A 25390-nucleotide genomic window follows, 5' to 3' on the forward strand; every position below is an offset into this window, starting at 1 on the left:
AGGACCCCCCTGTGCGGCGGTGCGCCCTGCCGCCTGCTTCCGCCCCGGGAATCCCCCTCCCCGGGGCGGAAGTTTTTTCCGGGACGGTTGAGTACACCCGGCCCCCCGCGCGTATGAGTGGGCAACCGCCCACCAGGGGGCGGTTGCACCGACCAGGAATGCCGGGGGCCTTGGCATGAGCCTTAGCAAGCTGCACCGATCAGTGATCGCGGGGGCCTTCGCCGCCGCGATGCTGATCGCTGCCACCGCCTGCAACGCGAGCGGCGGCAGCGGCCCCCCGGTGGACGCGGTCCTTCCCCTCCCCTCCGCCTCGCAGTCGGCGGTGGGACTGCGGACCGTGGACAACGCCCAGCTGGGCACCCTCGTCACCGACAACCAGGGTTGGGTCCTCTACCGCTTCGACCAGGACAAGAACGTCCCGCCGACCTCGACCTGCGCCGGCCCGTGCGCGACCCGGTGGCAGCCGGCCGCCGCGGTCTCGGACACCCAGGTGCAGGGCGTGGACCAGAACCTGGTCGGCAGCGTCAAGCGTCCTGACGGTTCCCTCCAGCTCACGCTCAACGGCTGGCCGCTCTACCGCTTCACGGGCGACAAGAACCCGGGCGACACCAGGGGCCAGGGCCTGGACAGGGTCTGGTTCGCGGCCGACATCCAAGGCGGGAAGGCCGTGCCCGGTGCACGGGCGAAGAGCGCCACCACCCAGAACGGGTCGGACGGATACTGATGGGACAGCAGGCATTGCGAGGACTCGACCCGCAGCGATCAGTAGGGCAGGATGCGCTAGTGGCCGACCATCGCTCAGGTGGGGTCCCCGAAGAGGACCTCATGCGGGCGCTCTACCGCGAACACGCGGGCGCGCTCTTCGCATACGTCCTTCGGCTGGTCGGCGGTGACCGCTACCTCGCCGAGGACGTCGTGCAGGAAACCCTCCTGCGCGCGTGGAAGAGTGCGTCCCGGCTCGACCCCGGCGCCCGGTCATTGCGGCCCTGGTTGGTGACGGTCGCCCGAAGGATCGTGATAGACGGCCACCGCAGCCGTCAGGCACGGCCCCCGGAGGCCTCCCCGGCCGCCCTCGACCAGCTCCCGGCCGAGGACGAACTCGAACGCTCCCTGAGGCTGATGACGATCTCCGACGCACTGGAAGATCTCACCGAGGCCCACCGCCAGGTGCTGATCGAAACGTACTTCAAGGGCCGGACGGTCAACGAGGCCGCGGCGGCGCTGGGGGTACCGCCCGGCACCGTGCGCTCGCGGGTCTTCTATGCCCTCCGCTCGCTGAAAATCGCTCTTGAGGAAAGGGGTGTGACCACCTCGTGACGGTCTACGGTTACGGTTCCGGGGCGGGTACGCCTCACGACCCGCACGTCGACGTCGGGGCCTATGTCCTCGGCGTGCTCGACGACGCCGACATGGCGCGCTTCGAGGAACATCTCGCCATCTGCCACCAGTGCGGGCAGCAGCTCGACGAGCTGAGCGGGCTCGTGCCCGTGCTCGCCGAACTCGCCCCCGCAGGGGCCGGCGCACCGCTGCCGTCCAGCGACGACGCGGTCCTCGGCAAGCTGCTCGGCAAGGTCTCCGACGAGCGCAGGACCCGCGCCCGGCGCAGGATGTTCGCCCTCGCCGCGTCGGTCGCCCTGATCATCGGCGGCCCGACGGTGGCGGTGCTGGCCTCCGGCGGCTCGGACACCCCGGCGACGCACGCCTACGCCCAGGAGTTCAAGAGCTCCGACAGCTCCACGGGCGTCAAGGCCACGGTCGGCGTCAACGAGAAGAAGTGGGGCAGCGAGGTCGGGCTCAACCTCTCCGGCGTCCAGGGCCCGCTCACCTGCCGCCTCGTCGCCATCGGCAAGGACGGCTCCCAGCAGACCGTCTCCACCTGGAGCGTCCCCACGGCGGGCTACGGCACCTCCGCCCAGCCGCAGCCGCTGACGCTCGACGGGTCGGCGGGGATGCAGCCGGACGACATCGCGCGCTTCGACGTCATCACGGCGCAGGGGCAGCGGCTGGTGTCGGTGAACGTCTGAGCCCCACGGGGCCGACGGCCGGAGGGGGACGCGCGGCGCGCGTCCCCCTCCGGCCGTTCGCTGCCCGGGCGCCGGTGAGGACGGGGGCGGAGCCGCCGTCGACGACCGCGGGCCGGGCCGGACCCGGCCGTCCTGCCGCGACCGCGAGACCGAAGAGTCCGGCCACACGATCGGGCGGCAGCGCCGGCGGACGCGGGCGCTGCGGCGGGATGCCGACGCCGGCGGACTTCCGGGGTACGCGCCGACCGCCCGTCGGCGCCGCGTCGGCACGATATCGGCGTCATGTCAGCGGACCCGGCGACAGTGGGGGCATGACACAGCGAGACGTGAAGAGCGCGGACGCCGCCGTGAGGGTGCGGGGACTCGTGAAGCGCTACGGGGAGACGAAAGCCCTCGACGGAGTGGACCTGGAGGTGCGGCAGGGGACCGTGCTCGGGGTGCTGGGACCGAACGGGGCCGGGAAGACGACGCTGGTGCGCATCCTGTCCACGCTGATCCGGCCCGACGCGGGCACGGCGATGGTGGCGGGGTACGACGTGTTGACGCAGCCGCGGCAGCTGCGGCGGGTGATCGGGCTCACCGGGCAGTACGCCTCGGTGGACGAGTCGCTGTCGGGCCGCGAGAACCTGTACATGATCGGCCGGCTGCTCGACCTGCCGCGCCGCGAGGCCCGGTCGCGGGCCGACGAGCTGCTGGAGCGGTTCTCGCTCACCGAGGCGGCCCGCAAGCCCGCCAAGGAGTACTCCGGCGGTATGCGCCGCCGCCTGGACCTGGCGGCGTCCATGATCGGCCGCCCGGCCGTGCTCTACCTGGACGAGCCGACGACCGGCCTGGACCCCCGCACCCGCAACGAGGTGTGGGACGAGGTGCAGAACATGGTCGCGGAAGGGTCGACCGTGCTGCTGACCACGCAGTACATGGAGGAGGCCGAGAAGCTCGCCCACGAGCTGACGGTCATCGACCGCGGCCGGGTCATCGCCGGCGGCCGGGTCGAGGAGCTCAAGGCCAAGGTCGGCGGCCGCACCCTGCAGGTGCGGCCGGTCGACCCGGGCACGCTGGACGCCATGGCGACCGCCCTCGGCACGGGGGCGCAGGCCGTCCCGGACCACGCGCGCGGCGTGCTCAACGTGCCGATCATCAGCGACGAGCAGCTGACCGGGATCGTGGCCGCACTCGGCACGCACGGCTTCGCGATCGCCGGCATCGACACCCATCTGCCCAGCCTGGACGAGGTGTTCCTGGCCGTCACGCACGGCAGCGGCACCGCCAAGGACCGAGAGGAACTCGCCGCATGACCGCCATCACCGCCCCCGCCGCGCCCACCGCCGCGGCCGTGGACGCCGATCCGCGGATCGGGCTGCGGGCCAACCTCCGGCACGTCGGCGCCCTCGTGCGGCGCAACGTCCTGCAGATCCGGCAGGACCCGGAGTCGATGTTCGACGCGCTGCTGATGCCGATCGTCTTCACGCTGCTGTTCGTGTACGTCTTCGGCGGCGCGCTGGAGGGCAGCCAGGAGAAGTACGTCAACTACATGGTGCCGGGCCTGATGGCCATGATGGGCATGAACATCGCGATGGCCGTCGGCACGGGCGTCAACTCGGACTTCAAGACCGGGGTCATGGACCGCTTCCGGACCATGCCGATCGCCCGCTCCTCCGTGCTGATAGCGAAGATCGTCGTCGAGATCGGCCGGGCCCTGGTCGCCACGGTCATCCTGCTCGCGATGGGCTTCATTCTGGGCCTGCACGTGGACAACGGCGTCTTCGGCCTGGTGAGCGCGGTGGCGCTCTCCCTGACCTTCGGTGCCTCGCTGATGTGGGTCTTCATCCTCCTGGGTCTGGTCGCCCGGACCCCCCAGTCCGTCCAGGGGCTGTCCATGATCGTCGTCCTGCCGCTGCAGTTCGGAAGCTCGATCTTCGCCAAGCCCACGACCATGCCGGGCTGGCTGGAGGCCTTCACCCGCTACAACCCGCTGTCCAACCTCGCGGACGCCTCCCGCAACCTCATCAACGGGGGCGCGGTGGCGCACTCGGTGATGATGACGCTGATGTGGGCGGTGGGCATCACGGTGATCAGCGCGCCGCTGGCGGTGGCGAGGTTCCGCAACAAGACCTGATCCTGGAGACATGGACCCCGTCGAGGCGCTGGACCGGATCGCCTTCCTGCTGGAGCGGGACGGCGCCCCGACGTACCGGGTACGGGCCTTCAGGGGCGCCGCCGCCGCGGTCGCCGCGTTGCCGCCGGACGAGCTCCGGCGGCGCGCGGCCGTTCCCGGCGGCCTGGAGGAGATCAAGGGGCTCGGCCCGAAGACCGCCGCCGCCGTGCGGGAGGCGCTCGCGGGCGCCCGGCCCGGCTATCTCACCCGGCTGGAGGAGGGCGGCGGAACGGATGCCGTGCCCCGGCCCGAGGGGGACGCGGGGCAGCGGCTGCGGGCGGCGCTGCGCGGCGACTGCCATCTGCACTCCGACTGGTCCGACGGCGGCAGCCCGATCGAGACCATGGCCCGCACGGCGGCCGCGCTCGGCCACGAGTGGGCGGTGCTCACCGACCACTCCCCGCGGCTGACCGTCGCCCGCGGCCTGACCGCGGACCGGCTCCGGGCCCAACTCGCGGTCGTCGCCGAACTGAACGAGCGGCTGCCCCCGCCCTTCCGGCTGCTGACCGGCATCGAGTGCGACATCCTCGCGGACGGATCACTCGACCAGAGCGCGGACCTGCTGGACCGGCTGGACGTGGTGGTCGCCTCCGCCCACTCCAAACTGCGCATGGAACGCGACGAGATGACCCGGCGCCTGGTCTCCGCCGTCAGCAACCCGCTGGTGGACGTGCTCGGCCACTGCACGGGCCGCCTGGTGCGCGGCAAGTCCCGCCCCGAGTCGGAGTTCGACGCGGACCTGGTCTTCGCCGCCTGCGAGCGCTTCGGTGTGGCGGTGGAGATCAACAGCCGCCCCGACCGCCTCGACCCGCCCCGCCGGCTCCTGCGCAAGGCGGTGGACGCCGGCGTCCTGTTCGCCGTCGACAGCGACGCCCACGCGCCCGGCCAGCTCGACTGGCAGATCTTCGGCTGCGCCCGTGCCGAGGAGTGCGGCGTCCCGCCGGAGCGGGTGGTCACCACGTGGGACGCGGACACCCTGTTGCGCTGGACCCGCACCCGGCAGGTGCCGGCCGGGGCGGCTCAGGCCTGAGCCGGGGTCCGCTCGGCGGGGCTCCCGACGAGACCCCGCAGAGCGCTGGTGTCCGGCCCCGCCCCGTCCTGCGGGTCGATGGCGGCGTCCACCGCGCGGTCCAGGGCGGCGTGCAGGCCCTCGTCGAACTCCAGGTGTTTGCCGCGCTCCCAGTCCAGCTCCCAGCGGACCCGGCCGTCCTCGGCCAGCGCCGCGAGGGCGAGGGAGTACAGCGCGTCGGCGGCGTCGGCGCGGGCCCTGGCCCGCAGGGAGTCGTCGAGCAGCATGTGGCCCCCGTAGCCGGGGCGCGGCATGCAGTCGACGATTTCCGGCCACTTCGAGGCGTCGACGGCGTCCAGAAGTGCCCCGAGGTCCGCCGGTCCCCGCAGGGCCGCGCGGGCGGCCCGGAGCAACGGAGCCGTCTCGGCGTCGAGTTCCGCCGATCCCACCGCCACGGCCAGTTCCCGCCAGGGCAGCTGACGCATTCCCACCGCCCAGGGCAGCGCCCGCACCGTCTGCGCGGCGGTGCCGGCGGGATCCACGAGGAGGCCGATCGCCGCGCGCCGCGTCTCCTCGGGGCGTGACCCGCCGAGGTCGGCGGGCAGCGCCTCGATCGCCGCGACCCGTTCGCGCATCGGCGGGTGCGAGTCGTAGGGCGAGCTCTTCTCACGCGGCGGGTCCGCGAGCAGGCGCCCCTCCTCCTCGCGCCAGGTGTCGCTGTCCAGGAACGCGGCGAACCCGGAGTGCACCTCCTCGACCGGGGGGAGGAGCCCGAGCCCCGCGTCGATGCCGATGCCGGCGTACTCGCGGATGTAGCGGGTGTGCGCGGCGGCGAGCAGCGGGATGCGGCGGAGCGCGGCGGCGGTGGTGTCCCGCCCGGCGAAGCGCGCGGCGGCGCGGTCCGCGGCAAGTTCGCCGAGGCGTGCCTCGGCCTGGGTCATCCGCAGGCAGAAGCGCGCGTACCCGGCGAACAGCGAGCCCATCGCGTGGCCGATGGAGTGGCCGTCCTCGGCGTACCGTTCCATGATCCGCAGCAGGCCCACGCGGTTGCGGGCGGCCAGGCCCGACAGGAGGGTGTCACCCCGGGCGAAGTGGCCGAGTTCATGGGCGACGACCGCGTCGAGTTGACGCTCCGTCAAGCCGACCAGGTACGGGACGCCCAGCGCCATACGCCGCTGTCCGGGAACGAGCCCGAGCACCCAGGAACTCTGCCAGACCGCGGCCACCGGCTCCGCCACGAGCCAGAGCTCGACGGGGGCCGCCGTGCCCACGGCCGCGGCCACCGCACGGATCCGCGCCCACAGCTCCGGTTGCTCGTCCTCGGTCACCCGCACGCCCGCGGGCCGGTGACGGTTGGCACCCCGGACGGAGGCGACCAGACCCGACACCACCGGTGAGGCGAAGGCGACGCTGACGCCCAGGAAGACGACCACCGCGTACCCCTGCTTCATCGCGGCCCCGGCGAGGGCGACGTTCACGGTGACGATCACCGCGAGCAGGCCGAGGCTCATGGCGTAGAAGCCGAGCAGGAACGCGAGCAGCCGGAGGGCGTGCAGGAACGCGCGCATGGCGGAAGGGATCTCCTGAGGAGCGGGGAATCACGGGCGGTGGCGGCCGAGTGGCGACGCGCCATCGTATGCGGGCACCGGCCGCCGCTCAACGGCCTTTCCCCACGGAGTGCCGGTCCTCTTCGGCGAGGTCACGGCGGGCGCAGGCGCAGCACCGTGGTGAGGGCGTGGCGGCCGGCGCCCTGGAGGATCTCGACGGGGAGGGGGGCGGGCAGCGGGCGGTAGGGGGTGCCGTCGTCGAGGGCCGCCGTGGCGGGGCGAGCGGGGGTGAGCAGGGGGGCGAGTTGGGCGCGCAGGGGGGCGTCGAGCGGGGCGGAGGCCAGCGGGCCGTCGCCGAGGTCGAGGACGAGCGCGCGCGGGGTGCGGGGGGTGCCGGTGAAGCCGATGGCGACGGCGTCCTGCGGGACGGAGTGCCGGAGCTTGAGCCAGTCGCGGCGGCCGGGCCGGTAGCGCTGGGCACGCCCCTTGACGACCAGGCCCTCGATGCCGGAGTCGGCCAGGGAGGCGTACCAGTGCAGCGCTTCGGCCCGGTCGGTGGTCGCGGGGACGGGCTGCAGCGGCGGGCCGAGCGGGGTGAGCAGGGCGATCAGGGCGGCTCGACGCTCGTCGTAGGGGCGGCCGCGCAGGTCGGTGCCGGCGGCGGCGAGGAGGTCGAAGGCGGCGTAGTTGGCAGGTGGTGCGGACAGGCGCCGCCGGGTGCTGCCGAGGGCTCGGCGCTGGAGGGCGCCGAAGTCGAGCCGCCCGTCGCGCCAGATGACGACCTCGCCGTCCACGACGGTGCCCGGCGGCAACGCCCGCGCGGCCTCGGCGAGTTCGGGGAAGGTGTCGGTGACGATCCTTCCGGAACGGGTCTGCAGGCGCACCGGGTCGGTGAGGACGACCATGCGGTGGCCGTCGAACTTCGGCTCGTACGCGCAGCCGCCGGGCAGCGCGTCCGCCTCCGGGACGGTCTCCACCCGCCGGGCGAGCATCACCACCACGGGCGGCGGGACGGGGTCGGTCACGGCAGCCGGCCCCGGGCGGCGCCGTCGTCGAGGCCGGCCAGCAGGTCGCCGAACCGGTCGACGCGGCCGAGCACGTCCTCGGGGCCGAAGACCAGGTCCCCCGGCGCGCGGCAGGCGGCGACCTCGTCCCAGGTCACGGGGGCGGCCGCACCGGGGCGGTCCCGCAGCCGCAGGGTGTAGGGGCACGCGGTGGTCTTGGCCGAGGCGTTCTGCGACCAGTCGATGAAGATCTTGCCGGGGCGCAGGCTGCGAGTCATGGAGACCAGGACGAGCCCGGGGTGCTCGTCGCGCATCCGCCCGGCCAGCGCCTTGGCGTAACCGCTGACCGCCCGTCCGCTCGCGCGCTCGATCGGCGCGTACAGGTGCAGCCCCTTGCTGCCGGAGGTGACGGGGAAGGCCGTGAGCCCGTCGTCGTCCATCATCTGGCGGAGTCGTTCGGCGACCCGGCAGCACAGGACGAGGTCGGCGCCCTCCCCGGGGTCGAGGTCGAGCACGAGCCGGTCGTGGGCGTCGCGTCCCGCGGCCGCCGTCCACTGGGGGACGTGCACCTCCCAGCCGCCGAGGTTGGCCATGGTGACCAGGGTGGCGGTGGAGTCGACGACGACGTGCGGCTCCTTCGGGTCGCCGGCCGTGGTCACCCAGGAGGGCGTGCCGGCGGGGGGCCGTTTGGCGAACCACGCCTGCCCGTGCGGCCCCTCCGGGGCCCGGACGAACGAGGCGAGACGGCCGGTGGCGTGCGGCACCATCACCGCGGCGACCTGGGCGTAGTACCGCAGCAACTGCGCCTTGGTGTGACCGGTCGCCGGGAAGACGACCTTGTCCAGGTGGGTGAGGACCACCTGGCGGCCGTCCACCTCGGCCGGCTGCCGGTCGGGCGAGGCTGACGGGGCGGGCATAGTGTGGAAAGTCCCCGGAAAGGGACGAAAGTATGCGATCCATGTGGAAAGGTGCGATCGGCTTCGGGCTGGTCTCCATTCCCGTCAAGCTCTACGCGGCCACCGAGGAGCACGGCGTCTCCCTGCACCAGGTGCACGCCGAGGACGGCGGCCGCATCCGCATGAAGCGGTTCTGCGAGAAGGAGGGCAAGGAGGTCCCCTACTCGGAGATCGCCAAGGGGTACGAGGACGAGAGCGGCCGCACGGCGGTCCTCAGCGACGCGGACCTGGCGGAGCTGCCGCTGCCGAGCCGCAAGCTCATCGACGTCCTCGCCTTCGTCGACACCGACGAGATCGACCCGCTGTCGCTGTCCCGCGCCTACTACGTGGGGGCCGAGGCCGCCGCGTCCAAGCCGTACGTCCTGCTGCGCGAGGCGCTGGCCACCAGCGGCAAGGCAGCCGTGACGAAGATCGCCCTGCGGACCCGCGAGTCGCTGGCGCTGCTGCGCGTCCACGAGGAGCTCCTGGTCCTGCACACCATGTACTGGCCCGACGAGGTACGTGACGCGGGGGGCCTGGCACCGCCGGAGAACGTCGTCGTGCGGCCGCAGGAACTGAAGATGGCGCAGAGCCTGATGGAGACCCTTTCCGAGGACTTCGACCTGGAGTCCCAGCACGACGAGTACCAGAAGGCGCTGGACGCCCTGGTCGCCGCCCGTCTGGAGGGTGAGCCCGTGCCCGAGACGGCCGAGGTGACCTCCGCCCCCGACAACGTGGTGGACCTGATGGCGGCGCTTCAGGCCAGCATCGACGCCCGCGGCGGCGAGAAAGCCGAGAAGTCCGGGAAGTCGCAGTCTCCCAGGAAGACGACCGCGGCGAAGAAGACGGCCGCGAAGAAGGCCCCCGCGAAGAAGGCGGCGGCCAAGAAGACCACCGCGAAGAAGACGGCCGCCAAGAAGACGGCGGCCCGCAAGAAGGCCGGCTGACCACCGGCCGGTGTCACAGGGGTTCTCGCAGCAGCCCGACCGCCTCGGGGAAGGTGAGGGTCCCGCCCTCGCGGTAGGCGTCGTCGTACGCCTCCTCCCCCAGGTGCGCGCGCAGCCGGACCGCGTCCTCGTCGAGGCTGTGACGCTCCCACGGGGTGCAGGCGGTCTGCCGCAGGTTGTCGTGGGCGCCGAGCACCACCGCGGCTCGGCGCGCCGGCTCCCGCGCGTCACCGTCGTCGCGCAGTCCGGCGATGCCGGTGAAGAGCGTGACGGCGGGCGGGAAGAGCAGGACGCCCATGCGCGGCCCGATGACCGGGCTCAGCGGATGGGCCTCCATGTAGTCGACCGCCTCGCGCAGATGCGGCAGTCCGCCGTACGGGTCGCCGGCCATGCCGGTCAGCCAGCCGCGGATCGCGGCGAGCAGCCCGAAGATGAACGAGGGCATGCCCCGCGGGGGATCGGCCTGCATGGCGTCGAGCAGCTCGAAGCCCTCGTCCAGTTCGCCGCGCCGGGAGAGCATCGCGACGAGCAGCACCTTGCCGTAGTAGCTCGCGTCGTCGCCGACCGGACGGAACCGCTGGGCGTCGGTGATCCCCTCCCGGACCAGCCGCTCGCCCTCCTCCTCCTGGCCGCTGTTGGCCAGGGCGTCGCCGAGGCGGACCGTCATCATCGGGACCTGCTGGTGGGCACCGAGCTTGAGCGCGAGGCCGATGGCCTCGCGGCAGCTCTCCGCGGCGCGGGCCCAGTCGCCGGAGTTGGCGGTCGCCTCGGCTTCCGCCGCGAGCACTTCCGCCAGGCCCCAGTCATCGCCGGCCCGGCCGAACAGGGCCCGGGCCTCACGGATGTCCTCCATGGACTGGGCGAACCGGTCCTCGACATCGTTCATGACCTTGGCCCGCAACTGCAGCGCGAACGCCAGCTCCCACGTCCGGCCGTGCTGCCGGCAACTGCTCACCGTGGAGTCGATCAGCTCCGGCATCAGGTCGAAGCGGCCGGTCAGCATGGCGCCCAGCATGCGGAACAGCCCGGGCCGCCGGCTGGACTGCGGCAGCTCCGGCGGGTAGGCCTCGATGATCGCCTCGCCGAGCGCGACGAACCGCGGCTCGCTCCAGGCGTCCGTCTCCTCCATGTGGGCGAACACCTCGGCGGTGCGCACCCAGCGCCGGGCCTCGGTGAGCAGATGGGGCGTCATCGGCAGCGGGTCGTCCAGCGGCCCGCGGTCCAGCGGCGGCAGCGCGTGGGGTCCCGCGAAGGCGTCCACCGGACTCATCTTCGCCACGACGCCGGGCCAGTAGCCCATCTCGCTGCGGTAGTTGCGCATCTCCCAGAACCAGCTGGAGGCCAGGACCAGGCAGAGCGCCTCCTGCTCGTCGTCCGTCTCCACCGCCCGGCGGATGGCCGCCCGCAGGTTCTCGTGCTCGCGCTCCAGGCGGTCCAGCCACAGCAGTTGGCGCGAACCGCGCAGTTCGGGGTCGGCGGTGCGGACGTACTCGCGGAAGTACGAGGTGTGGCGGCGCCCCACCGTGCCGCGCTCGCCTGCCTCGTCGAGCCGTTCGGCGGCGTACTCGCCGATGGTCTCCAGCATGCGGTAGCGGGCGCCGTCCTCGGTGAGGTCGGCGACCACCAGCGACTTGTCGACCAGCGAGGCCAGCAGATGCGCGACGTCGCGCGCGTCCACGAAGTCACCGCCGTCCCCGCCGCTCACGGCCTCGGCGGCGGCCAGGTCCCAGCCGCCGGCGAAGACCGCGAGGCGGCGCAGCACGGTCCTTTCGGCCTCGCTGAGCAGGCCCCAGCTCCAGTCCACGACGGCGCGCAGCGTCTGCTGGCGGGGTAGCACGGTGCGGCTGCCCGCGGTCAGGATGCGGAAGCGGTCGTCGAGCCGGTCGGCGAGCTGACGCGGGGTCATCATCCGCAGCCGGGCCGCCGCGAGTTCGATGGCCAGCGGCAGGCCGTCCAGACGGCGGCACAGTTCCGCGCACGCCTCCGGGTCCTCGTCCGGGGTGAAGCCGGGGCGGGCCGCGGCGCCGCGGTCGGCCAGCAGCCGCAGCGCGGGCGACTCGGGCAGCGGGTCCAGCGGCCGGATCGACTCCCCCGGTATGCCCAGCGGTTCACGGCTGGTCGCGAGCACCGCCAGGTCCGGGCAGTGCGCGAGCAGCCGCTCGGCCAGCTCGGCGGCGGCGCCGATCACGTGCTCGCAGTTGTCCAGGACCAGCAGCAGCCGGCGATCGGCGCAGTACTCGGTCAACTGGAGCAGCGGGTCCTTGGCGACCGCGCCCTTCGCCTCCGCGGCGAACGCGGCCTCGGCGGCCGAGCCCGGGTGCAGCAGGGTCTCGCGCAGACCCAGCGCGTTGACCACGGCGACGGCCACCGTGCGCGGGTCCTCGACGGGGGCGAGTTCGGCGAACCACACGCCGTCCGGCCACTGACCGGCGACCGCGTCCCCGACCTCCTGCGACAGCCGGGTCTTGCCGGTACCGCCGGGCCCGGTGATCGTCACCAGCCGGGAGGCGGACAGGTCGGACGCCAGCGCCGACAGGTCCGCCTCCCGCCCGACGAAGCTGGTCAGCCGGGCGCGTGCGTTGCCCTGACGCGGCGGCGGGACGGGCGCGGGGGCCGGCGCGGCCGGCATGAGCAGTTCGGCGTGGAGCGCGCGCAATTCCGGGCCCGGATCGGTGCCGAGCGTGTCCGCGAGCTCCCGGCGCACGTCCTCGTACGCGACCAGAGCGTCCGCCGCCCGCCCCGCCCCGCGCAGCGCCCGCAGCCGCAGGGCCTGCACCGGCTCGTTGAGCGGATGGGCGGCCGCCAGCTCCGTGATCTCCGGCAGCACCTGCTCGGCGCGGCCGAGCGCGACCTCGGCCGTGATCCGCAGACGGCGGGCGTCGAGCCGCAGCGCGTCGTAGCGGGACGCGACGGAGGCCCGGTCCGGGAGATCGGCCAGCACGGGTCCGCGCCACAGCGCGAGCGCGCCGTCCAGCGCGTCGGCCGCCTTGGCGGCGTCGCCGTCGGCCAGCGCCCGCCCGCCGTCCTCCACCAGGCGCTCGAACCGGAACAGGTCCACGGCGTCCGGCGCCGCGGCCAGCCGGTAACCGCCGTCCACGGACGCGACCGCCTCGTGCCCGAGCGTCCGGCGCAGCCGCGCCACCAGCGCCTGGAGCGCCCCGGTCGCGTCGGAGGGCGGCTCGCCCTCCCACACCTCGTCGATCAGCGCCTCCGTCGTGCGCACCCGCCCGGGGCGGAGGGCCAGCGCCGCCAGCAGGGCGCGCAGCCGGTTCCCGGCCAGGGGTACGGCGGTGCCGTCGTCGCGGTGGGCCTGTGTGGTCCCGAGGATGCCGTAGCGCACGCCCCCATTGTGTCCGAGTCCCGCGCGCCGCTTGCCCTCCGGGCAGCTTTTGTTCCCCGCCCGCCCTGCCGGGTGCCCAAGTCAGTGACCCCGGCGCGCGTGCGGGGCGCGTTTCCAGCACCTGCTCATCCCGTCCCTGCCCGGATGGCGCACACAAATATCCCGCACCGTCCAGAACATCCACCCTCCCCCAGCCTCCGGTGCCCCCACCTCCCCCGCCCCCTCCGTCTCGAATCGCGCCTGATCCCCGGAGGGGGGTGAAGAGGAGGTCCGGGTGACCCCGGTTGCCTGACTCCGCCCCTTCGGCTTGCCGCGCGAAGGCTGGCCCCACGGACCGCGCCGCGCCAACGGGCGACCCCAGGCACGGTGCCGCTATCACCACCCTCCGGGGATCAGGCGCGAACACTACGGAGGGGGCGGGGTCATAGGGGTGGGCGTTCTGGACTGTGGAGCATATTTGGGTGCACAACCCGGGGTGATCAGTTGAGAGCGCCCGAGGCACCGAAATGTGCTGTCCAGAATGCCCAGCCCCGGAGGCCCCGCACCCGGCCCACCCCGCACGCGCGTCGGGGCGCCCAGACTTCCTGGGGCACACGGGAGGGCGGGCGGGGGAACAACCCCCACGGCCCCCCATGGAACGTCTCGCGTTCGCAGGACGTTATCGCCCCAATGGGTGTGCCCGGCGCCAGCCGAGTGGCATGATCGGGCGGCCACCACGACCGCCCCCGTACCGCCCTCCGCAGGAGCCCGCACGATGACCACCGCAGCAACCCGCAGTGAGCGGCAGATCAGTCCGATTTTCCTGGGGCTGGTCGCGATCATGGCAGTCTCCGGGTGGGCGGTGTGGACCGGCTTCTCCTCGAACACCGGATTCGCCGTCTTCCTGTTCGTCGTGTCCGGCTGGATCGTCTCCCTGTGCCTGCACGAGTACGCGCACGCGCGCACCGCCCTGCACGGCGGCGACATCTCGATCGGCGCGAAGGGCTATCTGACCCTCAACCCGCTGAAGTACACGCACGCGCTGCTCAGCATCGTGCTGCCGGTGGTCTTCGTGATCCTGGGCGGCATCGGCCTCCCCGGCGGCGCGGTGTTCATCGAGCGCGGCCGGATCAGCGGCCGATGGAAGCACAGCCTGATCTCGGCGGCGGGCCCGCTGACGAACATCCTCTTCGCGATCGCGCTGATGCTGCCGTTCACGCTCCACCTCGTGGACCCCTTCGACCCGGGGCAGACGCCCTTCGCCGCGGCGCTCGCGTTCCTGGCCATGCTCCAGGTGACGGCGGCGATCCTGAACCTGCTGCCGGTGCCGGGGCTGGACGGTTACGGGGTCATCGAGCCCTGGCTCTCGTACAAGGTGCGGCGCCAGATGGAGCCGTTCGCGTCCTTCGGCCTGCTGGCCGTCTTCGGCGTGCTGTGGATCCCGGAGGTCAACGCGGCCTTCTTCGGCTTCATCGACTCCGTGACGCACGCCTTCGGGCTGCCGGACGGCCTGTCGGGCCTGGGCTACCAGCTCTTCCGCTTCTGGGACAACGCCCTCTAGTCCCCGGAGCCGGCCGCGGAGACGGCCGCCGCCCTCTCGATCCTGGCCTTGCGCGCGTAGTACCAGCACATGTTGCTGGTCAGGCCGGTGATCGCGATCCAGAGGACGCCGAGCCAGCTGCCCTCGACGAAGGAGACGACGGCGGCGACCGCGGACAGGACGCACACGATGAGCGCGTAGACGGCGAGGCGGGGCATGGGGGCGGCTCCTGTCGGATCGGTCACGAACCCGCTCATTGTCCCCCATGCCCTCGCGCGGCCCCACGGCGGCCGCGCGCACCGCTCGGACGCCGGTCAGAGGTCCGTCATGCGCACCCCGGCGTGGGCCTTGTAGCGGCGGTTGACCGAGATCAGGTTGGCGACCAGCGCCTCGACCTGGTGGGCGCCCCGCAGCCGGCCCGCGAAGACCCCGCGGACGCCGGGGATGCGCGCGGCCAGCGCCTGCACCACATCGGTGTCGGCGCGGGACTCGCCGAGGACCAGCACGTCGGTGTCGATCGTCTCGACCTCCGGGTCCTCCAGCGTCACCGCCGACAGGTGGTGGAAGGCGGCGGCGACCCGGGAGTCAGGGAGCAGGACGGCGGCCTGCTCGGCGGCGCTGCCCTCCTCGGGCTTCAGCGCGAAGGCGCCCTTCTTGTCGAAGCCGAGCGGGTTGACGCAGTCGACGACCAGCTTCCCGGCGAGTTCCTCACGCAGCGACTCCAGCGTCTTGGCGTGGCCCTCCCACGGCACCGCGACGATGACGACGTCGCTGCGCCGGGCGGTCTCCGCGTTGTCCGCGCCCTGGACGCCGTGACCCAGCTCGTCCGCCGTGGCCTGCGCACGCTCGGCGGCGCGGGAGCCGATGATCACCTGCTGGCCCGCCCTGGCCAGCCGGTAGGCCAGGCCGCGGCCCTGCGGCCCGGTGCCGCCGAGGACGCCGACGACGAGGCCGGACACATCGGGCAGGTCCCACGGGTCCTTGGCGGGAGCCTTCGCGGCGGGGGTGTCATTGCCACTGTCAACAGTCATGTACGTGATCCTGCCAGCAAGCGGCGGCCCGCGGCGCGCCGGTCAGGCTGTGACGCTCCCCTCGCTGAGGCCGCCCCGCCAGTGGCGCTGGAGCACCACCATGAGCAGCATCAGCGGCAGGACGGACAGCAGCGCGCCGCCGACCGTGTACTGGTAGAGCTCGGGCTGCCGGTCGGCGTAGCCCTGCCAGGACGTCAGCCCGAGCGTCACCGGGTACAGGTCGCTGTCGGAGAGCATGACCAGGGGCAGGAAGAAGTTGTTCCAGATGTGGACGAATTGGAACAGGAAGACGGTGACCAGCGCCGGTGACATCAGGCGCAGGCCGAGCCCGTGGAAGATCCGCCACTCCCCCGCCCCGTCGAGCCGGGCGGCCTCCAGCAGGGAGCGCGGGATCGCCGCCGTGGCATAGATCCGGCACAGGTACACCCCGAACGGGCTGACCATGCCCGGGACGAGGACCGACCAGTAGGTGTTGGCGAATCCGAGGTCGGTGAAGAGCAGGTACAGCGGGAGGGCCAGCGCCGTGGACGGCACGAGGACGCCCGCGACGACGGCGGTCAGCACCGCCTCGCGCCCCGCGAAGCGGTACTGCGCGAGGGCGTAGCCCGCGGCGGCCGACAGCCAGGTCGCCCCGAGGGCGCCGACTCCGGCGTACAGCAGGCTGTTGCCGAACCAGCGGACGTACACGCCGCCGTCGTAGGTCAGCACCCGGCCCAGGTAGGCGACGGGGTGCGGGTGCGCGAACCAGAGGCCGAAGCTGCCGAAGAGGTCGGCGCTGGACTTGGTCGCGGAGACCGCGAGCCAGTAGACGGGGACGAGGAAGTAGACGGCGGCCAGCGTCAGCGCGGTCGCGGTGAGGACGCGGTGGCGGAGGGGGACGGTCATCGCAGCGCCCCGTCCCCGCCGCGCCGGCCGACCAGGCTGAGGAAACCGAAGGACAGCGCGCACGCGACGAGCGCGAGCAGCACGGCCTCGGCGGCGGCCACGTGGTAGTCGTTGGCCGAGAACGCCTCGTTGTAGGCGTGCAGGTTGGGCGTGTAGCCGGAGTCGATGGCCGGGGAGAGCGGACGCAGCACGAGCGGCTCCGAGAACAGTTGCAGCGTGCCGATGATGCTGAAGACGGCGGTCAGCACGAGGGCCGGCCGGATCAGCGGCAGCTTGATGTGCCAGGCGATCCGCGCCGCGTTCGCGCCGTCGAGGCGGGCCGCCTCGTACAGCTCGGCGGGCACGGCCTTGAGCTGGGCGATCAGCACCAGCATGTTGTAGCCGGTGAACTGCCAGGTCACGATGTTGGCGATGGACCACAGCACGGTGGAGCGGGACAGGAAGTCGACCTGCCAGCCGGCCGAGTGCAGGATCTGCACGATGGGGCTGATGCCGGGGACGTACAGGAAGCCCCACAGGATCGACGCGATCACCCCGGGCACGCCGTAGGGCAGGAAGTACGCGGTGCGGAAGAAGCCGATGCCGCGGGCGGAGGCGCTGTCCAGGAGCAGGGCGAGTCCGGCGGCCAGCGCGAGCATGAGCGGCACCTGCACGACCCCGAAGAGCAGCACCCGCCCGAAGCCCGCGAGGAACGAGCCGTCACGCAGCGCGTGGGCGTAGTTGCCGAGGCCCGCGAACACGTCGTGCGAGCCGCCGAAGCCGAGCGGCCCGGTGCGTACGGTCCGCAGCAGGCTCTGCTGCACGGCGTAGCCGATGGGCACGACGAAGCAGAGCAGGAACAGTGCGCAGAACGGCAGGAGGAACGCGGCCGCGGTGCGCGCCTCGCGGGAGCGGGTGCGGGAACGCCTCCGGGGGCGGGTGGGGCCGGCCCGGCCGGGCCGGGCCCCGGGCACCGGGGCGGAACCGGGCACGGCCGGCGGCACGACGTCCGCCCGCGCGGTCACGCGGCCTCCGCCTTCAGGCCCTTGTCGCGCAGGTCGGCGAGGGTGCGGGCCTGGAGGCCCGGCAGGGTGGCGGTGAGCGGGGTGCCGTCGCTGACGGCGCCGCTGAGGGCGTCGGTGAGCCGTTGGAAGAAGGTGTCCATGGTGGGCCCCCAGGTCCAGGCGCGGTCCACCGCGGCGCCGGAGGCGGCGACCACCGCGCCGTAGTCCTGGCCGCCGAAGTAGGCCGCGCGGTTGTCGAGTTCGGCCGGGGTGAAGCCGGAGACCGGGGCGGGGTAGCCGTAGCCGCCCCGGATGAGCAGGCGGACGCTGGCGGGGTCGCTGTTGAGCCACACCGCGAAGTCCAGCGCGGCGCGGGGGTTGCGGGTGCCGGTGAAGACGGCGGTGGTGGAGCCGCCCCAGTTCCCCGAGGACGGGGCGGCGCCGGAGCCGGGGGTGTGCCACTGCGGCATCGGCCGGACCCGCCACTTGCCCGCGCCCCCGGGGGCGTTGCCGGTGAGCAGCGCGTCGCCCCAACTGCCGCCGGTCCAGCTGACGAGGTCGCCGGACTGGAGGCCGGCGTACCAGGCGCTCTGCATCATGGGCTGGGTGGTGACCAGCCGGTCCTTGATGAGCCGGTCCCAGTAGCGGGTGACGCGGCGGGTGGGCTCGTCGTCGACGGAGACCAGCCAGGTGTCGCCGCCGGCCCGGAACCAGCGGGCGCCGGCCTGCCAGGCCAGGGCGGTGAACCAGCCGGGGTTGGACGGCGAGAAGGAGGTGAGGTGCGCTCCGCGGCGGCGTACGACGCGGGCGGCGGCCGCGAAGTCGTCCCAGGTGGCGGGCGTCTCGATGCCCCACCGGTCGAACAGGTCCTGGCGCTGGAACAGCACCATCGGCCCGGAGTCCTGCGGGATGGCGTAGACGCCGCCGGCGTACACGGTCTGCTGCCAGAGCCAGTCGGCGAACCGGGCGCGGTAGCGGTCGGCGCCATGCCGGGCCAGGTCCACCAGGCCCTGGTCGAGCAGGAATCCGGGCACCATCTGGTACTCGACCTGGGCGAGGTCGGGCGGGCTGCCGGCCTTGAGCGCGGCGTGCATCTTGGCGTACTGGGCGCCGCCGCTCGCGGCCACCTTCTCCAGTTCGACGCGGACCCCGGGGTGCAGCCGGTTCCACAGCGCGACGTTGCGCTCGATGCCGGGCACCCAGGACCAGAAGGTGAGGGTCGTGGTGCCCTGCCCCGTCGCGCCGGTGGAGGGGGCGCAGCCGGGCAGGGCGAGCGCCGCCGCCGTGCCCCCGGCCGCCGCCAGCACGCCGCGCCGGCCGATCAAGAGACCAGCTCCGCGAGGGGGACGCGGCGGAAGGTGATCGTCTCGTAGGGGTCGAAGTCGCCGGTCTCGTACAGCAGTCCGACGGTGTCCTCGTCCAGCCGCACCAGGTCGGAGTAGGCGGCGGGCAGGCCGTCCACGGTGTGCGCGGTCCGCCAGGTGACGCCGCGGTCGTGGCTGGCCCGGATGGTCATCCCGGCCCGTGCGGTGGGATGCCCGGGGCCGGAGAAGAGCAGTACGTCGGGTGTGCCGAGGTGCAGGACGCTGCACTGCACGACGGGGGCGACCAGGCCGGCCTGCGGGCGGAAGCGGCGCTCCAGCGTGGCGCCGCCGTCGGCCGAGACCGCGTCGGCGCGGTTGCCGGGGCTGCGGGAGTCGGTGCGGGTGTTGAAGTAGACCGTGCCGTCGGGCAGTTCCGCGGCCGTGGTCTCGTTGGGGTTGACGTAGTCGTCGGACGTGTCGTCGACGTAGCCGAGTTGCCAGGTCTCCCCGAGGTCGTCGCTGTACAGGCAGTGACCGCCGTTGTAGCGGGGCTCGGCGCCGGTGTCGGGACCCTCGGGCGGGCAGGTGTGGTTGCCGGCGACGACGATCCGGCCGGCGTGCCGGCCCGCGCGCAACTGGAGTGCGTGGCCCGGGGTGGTGGCGTACCAGCGCCAGCCGGGGCGCTTGACGGCGGCGGTGATCTCGCGCGGCACCGACCAGGTGACCCCGTCGTCGTCGCTGTACTGGACCCAGACCCGGCGGCCGTCCTCGTCGGGCACCTTGCCGCGGATGATGGCCCGTTCCTCGGCGGTCCCGGCGTTGCGCACGTGGACCAGGACGACCCGGCCCTCCGCGGTGACGACCGGGGCCGGGTTGCCCGCCGTGCCGGAGCCGTTGGACGTCACCACCCGCAGGTCGTCCCAGGTGCGGCCGCCGTCCGCCGACCGCCGCAGGACGAGGTCGATGCGCCCGGTGTCCGCCGCCGACTCGTGCCGGCCCTCGGCGAAGGCGAGCACGGTGCCGGTGCCCGTCACGACGACCGCGGGGATGCGGAAGCTGGCGTAGACGGCCTCCGGGTCTTCCCCGGAGGTTCCCCGGGTACCGGCTCGGTAGGGGACGGATGTGAGGTATGACATCGGTGTTGCCTCCGATGCGCCCTTGCATGGCAGACGTAGGACGTCCCTTGTCGTCAAGGGACGGTAGACAAGGCACTGACGGCACGTCAAGAAAGCACGACAGTACGAGGGAAAGGCGGCCACTTGTGACCAGAACCGCCGGCGGGGGCCGCGGCCCGACGCTCCAGGATCGCATCATCGAGCTCATCCACGAGCAGCGACTCGCCCCCGGCGCCACTTTGCCCACCGAGCCCCAGCTGATGGATCTGCTGGGCGCCGGCCGCAACAGCGTGCGCGAGGCGGTGCGCGCGCTGCAGGCGCTGGGCATCGTCGAGATACGCCACGGCACCGGCACCTTCGTGGCCGACGCGCCGCTGCGGGTGCTGCTGCCCTCGCTCACCTTCCACATCCGCTCCCGGGTACGGGCGCTGGCCGACCTGGTGGCGGTGCGCGAACTGCTGGAGGTCGGGCTGATCGGCGAGGTGGCCGGCACGATACCGGCGGAGCGGCTGGACGAACTCGACGCGCTCGCCTCGCGGATGGTCACCGATCCGGACGCCGACCGCACCTTCCACGCGCTGTTGTACGCGACCTGCGACAACGAACTGGTGCTCCAGCTCATCGATCTGTTCTGGAGCGTCTACCAGGACGTCGGCTCCGCCCTCGCGCCCGCCGACGACCCCGTCGAGCGCATCATCGCCAACCACCGCGCGGTCGTCGGCGCCCTGCGCACCGGGGACGCGGGCGCGGCGCGGGCGGCGATGCGCCGGCACTTCACCGACGTGCGGGCCAGGGTCGCGCGGGCCGTTCCCGCGCACTGACCCCCTTCGGGTGAGCCGGGCGGGAAGCCCCGCCGGACGGCGCGGGCCTGCGCCAGGATGCCGTGGCATGGATGCCGTACGGGTCGAGGTCGTCCGTGAACTGCTGGCCGGCAGCGAGTGGCCGGAGCGGACCCGGACGTTCGCGGGGGCGTTGCGGGGCGCGGTCGGCCGCGGGTCCCCGGGCGGGCTGCTGCTGGTGGGCGGCGGCGGGTACGAACCGTGGCACATGGCCGCCCATCTGGACGACGAGGCGGCCTGGAGCGGGCTGCCGGAGCTCTCCCCCACGCTGGTGCGGCAGCGCGTGCCGCCGGGCGCGCCCGCGCATCTCGCGGTCGGCACGGCGCGGCTGGAGGCCGTGCGGCGCGGCGAGACGGTGCTGGTGGTCACGCCCCAGCGGGCGGAGGCGGCGCTGCTGGAGCGGGTGGACGGCGCCCGCCGGGCCGGGGCGACGGTGCTGGCGATGGACGCGGGCGACCGGGAGCTCGCCGGCCTCGCCCATGAGGCGCTGTCCGTGCCGCCGGAGCCGGGCGAGGTCGGGCTGGATCTGCTGCAGCACCTCGTCAGTGCCGCCGCGGGGCGGCGGGTGCGGCTGCGGGACCGGCTGCCGCGGCTCGCGCGGCTCGCCGAGCAGTTCGTGTCGCCGCCCCCGGCAAGCTGGTAGAAGTGGGCGTTATGACCGTTATGCACGCCCCTCTGCGTGGCGTCGTACCTCCTCTGTGCACTCCTCTCACTCCCGCGGGCGACGTGGACACCGACGGGCTGCGCGCCCTGGTCGGCCATGTGCTGTCGGCGGGCGTCCACGGCGTCTTCGCGCTCGGGTCGAGCGGCGAGACGGCCTATCTGTCCGACGCGCAACGCCGGCTCGCGCTCACCACCGTCGTCGAGGCGGTCGGCGGGCGCGTCCCCGTGCTCGCCGGGGTCGTCGACATGAGCACGGCGCGGGTGCTGGACCATGTCCGCGCGGCCGTCGCGGCGGGCGCGGACGGTCTGGTGGCGACCGCGCCCTTCTACACCACCACGCACCCGGTCGAGATCGCCGACCACTTCCGCCGGGTGCGGGACGGCGCCGACGGCCTGCCGCTGTTCGCGTACGACATCCCCTCCGCCGTGCACACCAAGCTGCCCGCGGCGACGGTACTGGCGCTGGCGGAGAACGGCACGCTGGCCGGTCTCAAGGACAGCAGCGGCGCCGACGGCGGCATGCGGCGGCTGCTCGTGGAGCTCCGCCGGCGCGGTCTGGCCGGCTCCTTCTCGCTGCTCACCGGTTCCGAACTCACCGTCGACGCCGCCCTGCTGGCCGGGGCCCATGGCGTCGTGCCGGGACTCGGCAACGTCGACCCGCACGGCTATGTGCGGCTCTACGAGCACGCGCTGGCCGGGCGCTGGCGGGAGGCCGCCGCGGAGCAGGACCGGCTCGCGGCGCTGTTCTCCATCGTCGACATCGGCGCGGCGGCCGCCCCGATGAGCGCGAGCGCCTCGGCGCTGGGCGCCTTCAAGGCGGCGCTGCACCTGCGGGGTGTCATCCCCTGCCCGGCCACGGCCGCGCCGCAGACCCCGCTGGACGACACCGCGGTGAAGGCCATCGGGGAGCGCCTGGAGGCGGCCGGCCTGATGGCGTGACCCCTGTCCCGGCCGTTCCGGCACGCACCGGAACGGCCGGGAGGGCGGCGGAAAATGCGTTGCGCCCCGGCGCCCGCCCGCCAAACATGCCATGGTGCGCAATCTCCTCCCCGACCTCGCTCCGTGGCGCAGTTCCCGCGACTTCCGCCTGATGTGGTGCGCCGGACTGATCACCAGCTTCGGCAGCTTCCTGACCTTCGTGGCGCTCCCGGTCCAGATCAAGAACCTGACCGGTTCGACCCTGGCGGTCGGCGCCCTGGGCGCGGTGGAACTGGTCCCGCTGGTGGTGTTCGGGCTCTACGGGGGCGCCTTGGCCGACGCCCTCGACCGGCGGAAGCTGATCCTGTGGACGGAGGCGGCGCTCGGCCTGATGTCGGCCCTGCTGCTGGCCAACACCCTGCTCCCGCGTCCGCTGCTCTGGCCGCTGTACGTGGTGGCGGCGCTGACGAGCGCGCTCGGGGGCCTGCAACGCCCCGCGCTGGAGGCGATCGTGCCCCGCATCGTGCCGCACGACCAGCTCACCGCGGCGGCCTCGCTGAACGCGCTGCGCTGGCAGCTCGGCGCCATCGCGGCACCCGCGCTGGCCGGTGTGCTGATCGCCTACGCGGGCCTGCGCTGGGCGTACGCCATCGACACCCTGACCTTCGCCGTGTCGCTGCTGCTGGGCCTGCGGCTGCGACCGTCCCCGCCCTCGCACGACGCGGAACGCCCGTCGCTGCGCTCGATCGGCGAGGGCGCGCGCTACGCGTGGAGCCGCAAGGAACTGCTGGGCACGTACGTGGTGGACATCGCGGCGATGGGCCTGGCGTTCCCGATCGCCGTGTTCCCCTTCATGGCGGACGACCTCGGCGCCCCGTGGTCACTGGGCCTGATGTACGCGGCGCTGCCGGCCGGGGCGATGCTGATGAGCCTGACGAGCGGCTGGTCCAGCCGGGTGCACCGGCACGGTGTGGCGATCGTGCTGGCCGCGTCGGGCTTCGGGCTGTGCATGGCGGCGGCCGGACTGACCCGCGACGTGTGGCTGGTGCTGCTCTTCCTGGTGCTGGCGGGAGCGCTGGACATGATCAGCGGGGTGTTCCGCTCGACGATCTGGAACCAGACCATCCCGGACACCCTGCGCGGCCGGCTGGCCGGCATCGAGCTGCTGTCGTTCATGACAGGCCCTCAGCTGGGCCAGGTGCGGGCCGGTGGCGCGGCGGCGGCGCTGGGGCTGCGGACCTCGGTGTGGACCGGCGGCCTGGCGTGCGTGGCGGCGGTCGGGACGCTGGCGGTGTGCCTGCCGACCCTGATGGCGTACGACGCGCGGACCAACGAGCACGCGGTGAGCATGCGGACGGCGGCGGAGGACGCGGTGTCCCCCGCCGCCTGACCCGTGGGGCGGTCGCTGGGCCCGGCCGGATCACCGGCCGGGCCGGGGATCAGCCGGTGAAGCCGGCGGTGATCGAGGTGAACTGCCAGGTGCTCTGGTTGATGCCGGAGCAGTTGCTGGTCACGCCGCCGCCCGCGCAGGGGCGGTCACGGTTGACGGCCCAGTAGGCGAGCCGGGCGATGTGGTGGGAGTTGGCCCAGTCCCGGATCTGGGTCCAGATGGCCGGGGTGGTGTTCTCCTGCTGGTCGCTCAGACCGTTCATGCCGGAGATGCCGATGTGGGCGTAGGCGGTGGCGTCGTCCCAGCCGAAGGTGGACTTCAGCTTGGTCTTCAGCCCCTCGGCGGCGTTCACGGTGTTGCCGTACATGTCGGCGCCGCCGCCGAAGTCGAACGGCATGATCGTGAAGACGTCGATGTTGGCGCCCAGCGCGTTGGCCCGGTCGATGAGCCGGCCGCCCCAGTAGGTCGGGCCGGTCGTCGAGGTGCCGAAGGTGAGGATCGTCCGGATGCCGGGGTTGTTCTGCTTGACGATCTTCAGTGCGTTCAGGACCCGGTCCTGGACGACCTCGCTCTCGAACTCGTCGGTGTTCTCGATGTCGACGTCGATCGCCTTGAGCCCGTACGCGTTGATCACCTGCTGGTAGGCGCCGGCCAGCGCCTCGGGGGTCGCGCAGTTGGGCCCGAGCTTGTTGCCGCTCCAACCGCCGATGGACGGGACGATGTCGCCGCCGGCCGCGCGGATGGCGTTGATGGTGGACTGGTCGGTGCCGCCGGTCAGCGGACGGGAGCCGTCCCAGGCGGGGTTGCAGCCGCCCGAGGAGAGGATGAAGGCCATCGTGAACCACTTGACGCCGGTGGCGCTCATCACCGTGGACGGGCTCGGCGGGTCGCCCCAGCCGAGGTAGAGGTAGGGCGCGGCCTGCTTGAAGCCGGTGCCGCCGCCACCGCCCGCGCTGGTGGTGACGCTCACCGCGTTGGAGGCCGCCGAGGTGTTGCCCGCGGCGTCCCGCGCCTTGACGGTGAAGGTGTACGCGGTGCTCGCGGCCAGGCCGGTGACGGTGGCGGAGGTGCCGGTCACGGTGGTGGCCAGGGTGCTGCCGCGGTAGACGTCGTAGCTGGTGACGCCGACGTTGTCGGAGGAGGCGTTCCAGGACAGCGAGACGCTGGAGGAGGTCTTGCCCGTGGAGGTCAGGCCGCTGGGCGCGGTGGGCGCCTGGGTGTCGCCGCCGCCCCCGCCGCCCGGCCCATCGAGGCTGATGTCGTCGGCGTTGTAGGTGCCCTGGGCGTACCAGCCGTGGACGTACAACTGCACGCTGGTCTGCGAGGCACCGGTGGTGAAGGGCACCGTGAGCTGGGTGTACGAGGCGGCGGACGGCGTCCAGGTGGAGGCGCCGCCGGTGACACCGAGGTAGACGTACGCTCCGCGCACCCAACCGGTCAGTGAGTAGGCGGTGTTGGGCTGCACCGAGACGGTCTGGGTGCACTGGGCGGTGTCACTGCTGCTGACGGCTCCGGCCAGCGCCTTGGTGCCGCTGTGCACCGGGCTGCTGACGACGGATCCGCCCGAGCAGGACCAGCCCGACAGGCTGCCGCTCTCGAAGCCGGGGTTGCTGACGAGGTTGGCCGCCTGGGCGGTGCCGGGCAGGGCGATCAGGCTGCCGGCGGCGGCCAGGAAGGCGGCGGTGACGACGGAGAGGATGCGGGATCTGCGCGATCCGGTGCGCGGGACATGACGACGGAAGAGCACGTGACCTCCCAGTGGGGGGCGGGGGGTTCAGACGG

23 protein-coding genes are annotated in these 25390 nt (G+C 73.2%); 12 read left to right on the forward strand and 11 right to left on the reverse strand.

What is annotated here, in order from left to right; genetic code table 11:
• Positions 1–175 precede the first annotated feature (175 nt).
• From PV364_RS23600 to PV364_RS23625, 6 genes are all read left to right on the forward strand, one after another.
• Positions 176–724 (forward strand): hypothetical protein, encoded by a 549-nt coding sequence (locus tag PV364_RS23600; RefSeq protein WP_319662216.1) that lies wholly within the window; start codon positions 176–178, stop codon positions 722–724.
• Positions 724–1317, forward strand: a complete 594-nt coding sequence (locus PV364_RS23605; protein WP_319662217.1) for a sigma-70 family RNA polymerase sigma factor — start codon at positions 724–726, stop codon at positions 1315–1317. The genes PV364_RS23600 and PV364_RS23605 overlap by 1 nt, the downstream gene beginning before the upstream one ends.
• A complete protein-coding gene (locus tag PV364_RS23610; RefSeq protein WP_319662218.1) occupies positions 1314–2024 on the forward strand; it encodes a zf-HC2 domain-containing protein in 711 nt (236 codons plus the stop codon). Before PV364_RS23605 ends, PV364_RS23610 begins: the two co-directional genes overlap by 4 nt.
• A 311-nt stretch (positions 2025–2335) precedes the next feature.
• Positions 2336–3319 (forward strand): ATP-binding cassette domain-containing protein, encoded by a 984-nt coding sequence (locus tag PV364_RS23615; RefSeq protein WP_319662219.1) that lies wholly within the window; start codon positions 2336–2338, stop codon positions 3317–3319.
• Positions 3316–4140, forward strand: coding sequence for an ABC transporter permease (locus PV364_RS23620; protein ID WP_319662221.1), 825 nt, complete (start codon positions 3316–3318; stop codon positions 4138–4140). The genes PV364_RS23615 and PV364_RS23620 overlap by 4 nt, the downstream gene beginning before the upstream one ends.
• Positions 4141–4150: 10 nt before the next feature.
• The gene (locus PV364_RS23625; protein WP_319662222.1) at positions 4151–5209 is read left to right on the forward strand and encodes a PHP domain-containing protein; all 1059 of its coding nucleotides are present in this window, start codon (positions 4151–4153) and stop codon (positions 5207–5209) included.
• Here PV364_RS23625 and PV364_RS23630 read toward each other — a convergent pair.
• From PV364_RS23630 to ligD, 3 genes are all read right to left on the reverse strand, one after another.
• Complete coding sequence (locus tag PV364_RS23630; protein ID WP_319662223.1) at positions 5200–6756, reverse strand: M48 family metalloprotease; 1557 nt, start codon at positions 6754–6756, stop codon at positions 5200–5202. The two genes, PV364_RS23625 and PV364_RS23630, sit on opposite strands and share 10 nt — an antisense overlap.
• Before the next feature lie 131 nt (positions 6757–6887).
• Positions 6888–7760, reverse strand: coding sequence for an ATP-dependent DNA ligase (locus tag PV364_RS23635; protein ID WP_319662224.1), 873 nt, complete (start codon positions 7758–7760; stop codon positions 6888–6890).
• Positions 7757–8656 carry a non-homologous end-joining DNA ligase gene (gene ligD / locus PV364_RS23640; protein WP_319662226.1) on the reverse strand — a complete coding sequence of 300 codons (900 nt, stop codon included), beginning with the start codon at positions 8654–8656 and terminating at the stop codon, positions 7757–7759. The genes PV364_RS23635 and ligD overlap by 4 nt, the downstream gene beginning before the upstream one ends.
• Positions 8657–8688: 32 nt before the next feature.
• On the opposite strand from ligD, the gene PV364_RS23645 reads away from it, so the two are divergent.
• Positions 8689–9621, forward strand: coding sequence for a Ku protein (locus PV364_RS23645; RefSeq protein WP_319662227.1), 933 nt, complete (start codon positions 8689–8691; stop codon positions 9619–9621).
• 13 nt (positions 9622–9634) lie between these two features.
• Here PV364_RS23645 and PV364_RS23650 read toward each other — a convergent pair whose 3' ends face one another.
• On the reverse strand, positions 9635–12961 hold the full coding sequence (locus tag PV364_RS23650) for a BTAD domain-containing putative transcriptional regulator (protein WP_319662228.1): 3327 nt from the start codon (positions 12959–12961) through the stop codon (positions 9635–9637).
• A gap of 754 nt (positions 12962–13715) precedes the next feature.
• Between PV364_RS23650 and PV364_RS23655 the strand changes: the two genes are divergently transcribed.
• A complete protein-coding gene (locus PV364_RS23655) occupies positions 13716–14501 on the forward strand; it encodes a site-2 protease family protein (protein WP_319662229.1) in 786 nt (261 codons plus the stop codon).
• Here the strand turns inward: PV364_RS23655 and PV364_RS23660 are convergent.
• The 6 genes from PV364_RS23660 to PV364_RS23685 form a co-directional block, all read right to left on the reverse strand.
• Entirely contained in the window at positions 14498–14725 is a 228-nt protein-coding gene (locus tag PV364_RS23660) for a hypothetical protein (protein WP_401977169.1), read from the reverse strand. The two genes, PV364_RS23655 and PV364_RS23660, sit on opposite strands and share 4 nt — an antisense overlap.
• Positions 14726–14794: 69 nt before the next feature.
• Positions 14795–15511 carry an NADPH-dependent F420 reductase gene (gene npdG, locus PV364_RS23665; protein WP_319662230.1) on the reverse strand — a complete coding sequence of 239 codons (717 nt, stop codon included), beginning with the start codon at positions 15509–15511 and terminating at the stop codon, positions 14795–14797.
• A 42-nt stretch (positions 15512–15553) separates the two neighbouring features.
• Positions 15554–16396: a carbohydrate ABC transporter permease gene (locus tag PV364_RS23670; protein WP_319662231.1), complete on the reverse strand. Its 843-nt coding sequence runs from the start codon at positions 16394–16396 to the stop codon at positions 15554–15556.
• Positions 16393–17349, reverse strand: a complete 957-nt coding sequence (locus PV364_RS23675) for a carbohydrate ABC transporter permease (protein ID WP_415924594.1) — start codon at positions 17347–17349, stop codon at positions 16393–16395. The genes PV364_RS23670 and PV364_RS23675 overlap by 4 nt, the downstream gene beginning before the upstream one ends.
• Before the next feature lie 47 nt (positions 17350–17396).
• On the reverse strand, positions 17397–18704 hold the full coding sequence (locus PV364_RS23680) for an ABC transporter substrate-binding protein (protein WP_319662233.1): 1308 nt from the start codon (positions 18702–18704) through the stop codon (positions 17397–17399).
• The gene (locus PV364_RS23685) at positions 18701–19819 is read right to left on the reverse strand and encodes a sialidase family protein (RefSeq protein WP_319662234.1); all 1119 of its coding nucleotides are present in this window, start codon (positions 19817–19819) and stop codon (positions 18701–18703) included. Before PV364_RS23685 ends, PV364_RS23680 begins: the two co-directional genes overlap by 4 nt.
• Before the next feature lie 125 nt (positions 19820–19944).
• On the opposite strand from PV364_RS23685, the gene PV364_RS23690 reads away from it, so the two are divergent.
• The 4 genes from PV364_RS23690 to PV364_RS23705 all read left to right on the forward strand — a co-directional run bounded on the left by PV364_RS23690 (position 19945) and on the right by PV364_RS23705 (position 23608).
• On the forward strand, positions 19945–20619 hold the full coding sequence (locus PV364_RS23690; protein ID WP_319662235.1) for a FadR/GntR family transcriptional regulator: 675 nt from the start codon (positions 19945–19947) through the stop codon (positions 20617–20619).
• Positions 20620–20686: 67 nt separating this feature from the next.
• On the forward strand, positions 20687–21280 hold the full coding sequence (locus PV364_RS23695) for a hypothetical protein (RefSeq protein WP_319662236.1): 594 nt from the start codon (positions 20687–20689) through the stop codon (positions 21278–21280).
• A 20-nt stretch (positions 21281–21300) separates the two neighbouring features.
• On the forward strand, positions 21301–22239 hold the full coding sequence (locus PV364_RS23700; RefSeq protein ID WP_319662281.1) for a dihydrodipicolinate synthase family protein: 939 nt from the start codon (positions 21301–21303) through the stop codon (positions 22237–22239).
• Positions 22240–22330: 91 nt separating this feature from the next.
• Entirely contained in the window at positions 22331–23608 is a 1278-nt protein-coding gene (locus PV364_RS23705; protein WP_319662237.1) for an MFS transporter, read from the forward strand.
• Positions 23609–23657: 49 nt separating this feature from the next.
• Here PV364_RS23705 and PV364_RS23710 read toward each other — a convergent pair whose 3' ends face one another.
• Positions 23658–25307, reverse strand: a complete 1650-nt coding sequence (locus PV364_RS23710; protein ID WP_415924595.1) for a carbohydrate binding domain-containing protein — start codon at positions 25305–25307, stop codon at positions 23658–23660.
• Between the last annotated feature and the right edge of the window lie 83 nt (positions 25308–25390).

It is taken from the genome of Streptomyces sp. MI02-7b (assembly GCF_033793585.1).
Lineage (GTDB): Bacteria > Actinomycetota > Actinomycetes > Streptomycetales > Streptomycetaceae > Actinacidiphila.